This is a genomic window from Protofrankia sp. Cj3 (assembly GCF_917627355.1).
GTDB lineage: Bacteria > Actinomycetota > Actinomycetes > Frankiales > Frankiaceae > Protofrankia.
Map to the genome: position 1 here is coordinate 6,152 of NZ_CAKJTR010000173.1, position 4,443 is coordinate 10,594.

The following is a 4,443-nucleotide window of genomic DNA, read 5'->3' on the forward strand; positions in this document are numbered from 1 at the left end:
GGGGGGTGTAAGCGAGGACGTCCACGCCCCCGTCCCCACGACCTCCGACCACCCGAACCCTCAGGCAGCCGTCACGTCTCAGCAGATCCGCGACGTGATGCTCGAACTCGGTCGGGCTCAGTGCGTCGACGGCAGCCACAGCTGCCCTGCGCCCGCTCTCACGAATCCTGCGAGCGCGCACCGCGAGTAGCGACCAGCTTGTTGCGAGCGCTACAAGGATCCCAACCGGCAGCGCCCACCAGCCCCACGCATCCACGAGCCCTTGGACGAGAGTGACGAGAAGCAGGCCGCCGATCCCCACCCCCACCAGCCAGGAGAACCACCGCTCATTCGCCGAAGAGCCCGCCGGACGCCCCCGCACCCGGCGGCCCCGAGATGAACCAACACGGCGAGCGCTCGGACGCCGCCGACCCGCCGCCGACCCGCCGACGAACCCCGACGACCAGAAGCACGACTGACCACACGTCAACTATTGACATACAGTGCGTCGCAAAGCGGCATATCACCGAGATCGCAGGGACTTCTCGTCACGCGAACGATGCGGCGGCGCGTGGCAACGGGTCATCAGCAGCTCGTCGGCGGCTCCGTGCGGAGTGGCGACGACACGTCGAGGAGTCTGGCGTCGAGACGCGACAGCCCGCCACGGGTGCCGCGAACCCGATGAACTCCCCGGCCGGTGTCGTGCATGTCTGCCGGGTAGCGGAGATGCAGACCCGGCTGCAGTCGCTGGAGCGACGGCGCCCTCCGGTCTCGCCGGTACCCGAATCCGAGGCCGAGGCGGACATCGAAATGCGCGGCGCTTGGATCAGGTCGCTCGCTGCGAACGCGGTCTCGTCGACGTACCGGACGAACACCGTCGCGGTGGCCGCCACGTCGAGCCGCCAGGCTACGGCAGTCTCGAATCTGATAATCAGATAGCATGACGGCATGCGAACCATGACGGCGACCGAGGCATCTCGGAGGTTCTCGGACCTGCTTGACGCCATCGAGGCCGGCGAAACCGTAACCATTACGCGAGGCAGTCATCCGGTCGCGGAGATCGGGCCAGCACGTCGACGGACTGGCGCCGATCTTCGGGCCGCGCTCGCCGGAACGACGCCGCCGGATGACGCCTTCGAGAAGAACGTCGCCGAGGCGCTCGGCCATGTGACGGCGAACGAGGATGATCCGTGGGCCGCCGCCTGATACTCGACACCAACATCCTGATCGCCTACGAACGGGGAGCCATCGACCGGGCCAGCCTGGACGACGACGAGCTTGCGATTGCGGCCGTGTCGGTCGCCGAGTACCGCGTCGGGATCGAGCTGGCCGACACCGCCGCCAGAGCCGCGGACCGCGCAAGATCACTGTCCGCCATGATGTCCGTGCTGGACGTGCTGGACTACACCGAGAGGACGGCTGTTCACCATGCTCGCCTCATCGCGGCCGCGCGGCAGATCGGACGGCCTCGCGGCGCCCACGATCTGATCATCGCGGCTCACGCGGCCGAGACCGGTCGAACCATCGTCAGCCGCGACGCCAAGGCACGCTTCGCCGATCTTTCGGACGTCCTGGCAGTCGAACCGTAGGTACCGTTCAGACGGTTTCTGTCACCGAAAGGGGGGTGGGATACTGAAGATCGAGGCGTCGACCATCGCCGAGTACCGGGCGCTCTTAGCGACGTGCGCTACTTGACGTCGCCCGTGAGCTCCTGCCCGTCGGCGGACCCGTCGCTGTGTGTGGACGATCACGTAATTCCCCGGGGGGACGGGGTGCGTGTCGGGCTTGGGGCGGTCCTCCTGTTGGAGCACAGTTGCTCCTCGTCCGCGCAGGTCGGACGAGGGGTGCGACGGCGAGGAGAACCTTCGAAGGGCGGTCTCCAGCGGTCAGCGCAGCACCCCGCATCGTGCTGGGACCTACGGGGTTCTGGCATGAGGCGGACGCCCGGGTGGTGCCCTGACTGGTTGAAACCACCCTCCAGCAAACCTCCCTCTCCTTCGTTGCTTTCTTCGTCGATCTGCGGGTTCCGCAGCCGCTGGACGGCCGCTACCAGCGCCAACAGAGCGTCGACCATGATCGTGGGAGCGTTCATTCCCTCCGCTCCCGAGAAATTTATGCGTGCAGTGCGGCTTGCTCCTTGAGTCGAGGATCCGTTGCGGGAAGGCCACCGGATTGCGGCGGATGCCCTCGAAGTCGTTCGCGATGAATTCTGCCTGGTGTGTCGCGGTCGCGGTCGCGCTCGCCTGTGACCTGCTGGCCTGGTTGGCGTTACTCGCTCTGGGCGGCGAGCTGGCGAAAACCGAGCCGAAAACGGTTCGCTAACGGCTCTTGCACACGGCCGGGCGGATTATCCGCGGCCAGCGTAAACACCGGCTGCGACTACCGGAGAACTGGCCGTGGTGGATGCGCTGCGCGCTGCTTTCACGCGGGTCCTCGCGTTGCCCGCACCCACCTGATATTCGCCCCGCCGACCCGACGATACGAGCGGGACCTGTCCGGCCCGTGGAGTCGGCGCCGACCAGGGCGACACCCGGGCCGCCTTCGTGCCCGAAGCCCAGAACAAACATCAACAGTGCCCAGCTGCAAGATTCGAACCGTTAACGATCGCGACGTGAATTTTCGAGGTTAGCGAGGTGAAAGATAGAGGTCGGCGAATTCCGCTGCGCACACCGGCGATGTCCGCAGCCGGTCGAGCCGGGCATCTTGTAGCTCGCGGGAAAATCGATTGTCGAGCTCGACATGGATGAGCTCCGACAGCCGCGTGGACGCATCCTGCGCTATCCAGGAGCGCCGTAAGCAGGTATCGGAATAGGCTGCCAGCGGTGCGTCGTCGCCATACCTTAGTGATCTTGTTACCGCGTGAGCGAGGTCCTCGGCGTCGGCGATGGCCAGGCTTGCGCCCTTGGCCGCGGTCGGCGGTATCCGCCTGGCCGCGTCCCCGGCCAACAACAGGCGGCCAAATTTGATCGGATCGTAGAACACCGTGTCCATGGATACCACGGCTACGGGCTCTAGCAAGGCTCCCTCGATGAGCGTCCAATCCTCGTCAACGGCGAGTCGGGTATGCAGTTCCGTCCAGATCCGGTCTTCCGGCCAGTGCTCTGGATTGGTATTCGATTCCACCTGCAGGTAATAACGGGTCATCTTCTCGTCGCGTAGCATCTGGCCGGCGAAGCCGGCGGTGCTGACAGAATAGACGGTGCGGCGAACAGAAGGGCCGGCTCCCACAAGAGCCGCTATCCACGCCCACCGTCCGCCCGTCCGTTCGATAGACCGGATCGCGCCGGGCGGGATGAAACCACGGCTGACTCCCTGGTGGCCGTCGCAGCCGGCAATGTAATGGCAGCGCAGTCGGCGTTCCGTGGAGTCGGCCGCCACGAAACGCACCGCCGGCCGGTCGCTGTTGAGATCCTCGATCCGCACGTCCGACACCGCGAACTCGATCGCGCCGCCGGTATCTAGATAGGCGGCGAGCAGATCGCCTACCAGCAGATGCTGGGGATAGATAGTGAGCCCGTGGCCGGTCAGCGCCTCGCAGTCGACAACAAAACGTTGCCTGCGGTGGCGGAACTCACACATGCCCGCCACCTTGCCGGCCGAACGCATCTTGTCGGCGAGGCCGTGGCGTTCAAGAATGGCCACTTGGCCTGGGCCGTAAGCGCCGGCCCGCACAAGGCTATGGATTTCCTCCTGGGTCCTCCGTTCAAGGACGACGGTGTCGATGCCGGCCCTTTTGAGGATCGTGGCCGCGATCAGTCCGGCCACGCCCGCCCCGATCACCGCGACCTCGAACGACTCGCCCCGCGGACCGTGGTCGGCGCCGGGGCCTGATTGTAACCATGGCAATACCATCTTCTTGCTCACCTCTCACCACTTGTGTCGCCCGCCTTCGGGTGACCATGGTCATAGCGGTCGGTGCGGACGCCTGGGGTGAATTACCCGTTCCGATACCCGTTGTTCACCGGAGCGGAGGTCTGCCCCGTCAACACTGCTACCCGCCCCATGTTGCCCCTGGTGACGCCCGCGCCCTCAGCTGAATAGCTGTGCGCAGGCGCTGCTCATCCGCACCATGTAATGGACGGACAGATCAATCGTAACTAGAGATCCGATGTCATAACATGAACTCTTGCACGGATGTAGTATCGGCCGGGCTCCGGTTCCGGGTCCACTGGAAGGCAAGAGGCTCCCTGGTTATCTGAATCATCCTTTCGCTCGTCGCATACTGAAGAGAATCTTAGCAGTTGGACCACGGCAGGCCCGCGACCTGCGCGGATGCGTCCACCCAAGTCCCGTAATGTAAGTATTCGGTGATGCCGTGGGAGGACACACCGAGCACCCGGCCGGCGTTGCCGGTCGGGTTCGTGTCGGCTGTCGAACGGGGTTAGGGCGCGGGCCCGTCGGGGTCTCGGCTGCCGGCGGTGTCCCCGGGATCGGGTAGCCAGACGAAGAACCGTTCCAGTGCCA

General features: G+C 65.4%; 5 protein-coding genes. 3 read left to right on the plus strand and 2 right to left on the minus strand.

Annotated elements, in window-relative coordinates:
* The coding region (locus MJ783_RS18860; protein WP_239312160.1) for a DUF2034 domain-containing protein at positions 1-307 on the minus strand (307 nt) is incomplete at its 3' end.
* Positions 308-927: 620 nt separating this feature from the next.
* On the opposite strand from MJ783_RS18860, the gene MJ783_RS18865 reads away from it, so the two are divergent.
* From MJ783_RS18865 to MJ783_RS18875, 3 genes are all read left to right on the plus strand, one after another.
* Positions 928-1,185 carry a type II toxin-antitoxin system Phd/YefM family antitoxin gene (locus MJ783_RS18865; protein WP_239312162.1) on the plus strand — a complete coding sequence of 86 codons (258 nt, stop codon included), beginning with the start codon at positions 928-930 and terminating at the stop codon, positions 1,183-1,185.
* Positions 1,170-1,568 (plus strand): type II toxin-antitoxin system VapC family toxin, encoded by a 399-nt coding sequence (locus MJ783_RS18870; protein WP_239312163.1) that lies wholly within the window; start codon positions 1,170-1,172, stop codon positions 1,566-1,568. Before MJ783_RS18865 ends, MJ783_RS18870 begins: the two co-directional genes overlap by 16 nt.
* A gap of 592 nt (positions 1,569-2,160) precedes the next feature.
* Entirely contained in the window at positions 2,161-2,301 is a 141-nt protein-coding gene (locus MJ783_RS18875) for a hypothetical protein (protein ID WP_239312165.1), read from the plus strand.
* Between the two features lie 303 nt (positions 2,302-2,604).
* Here MJ783_RS18875 and MJ783_RS18880 read toward each other — a convergent pair whose 3' ends face one another.
* The gene (locus MJ783_RS18880; protein ID WP_239312167.1) at positions 2,605-3,843 is read right to left on the minus strand and encodes a 4-hydroxybenzoate 3-monooxygenase; all 1,239 of its coding nucleotides are present in this window, start codon (positions 3,841-3,843) and stop codon (positions 2,605-2,607) included.
* Positions 3,844-4,443: the final 600 nt, after the last annotated feature.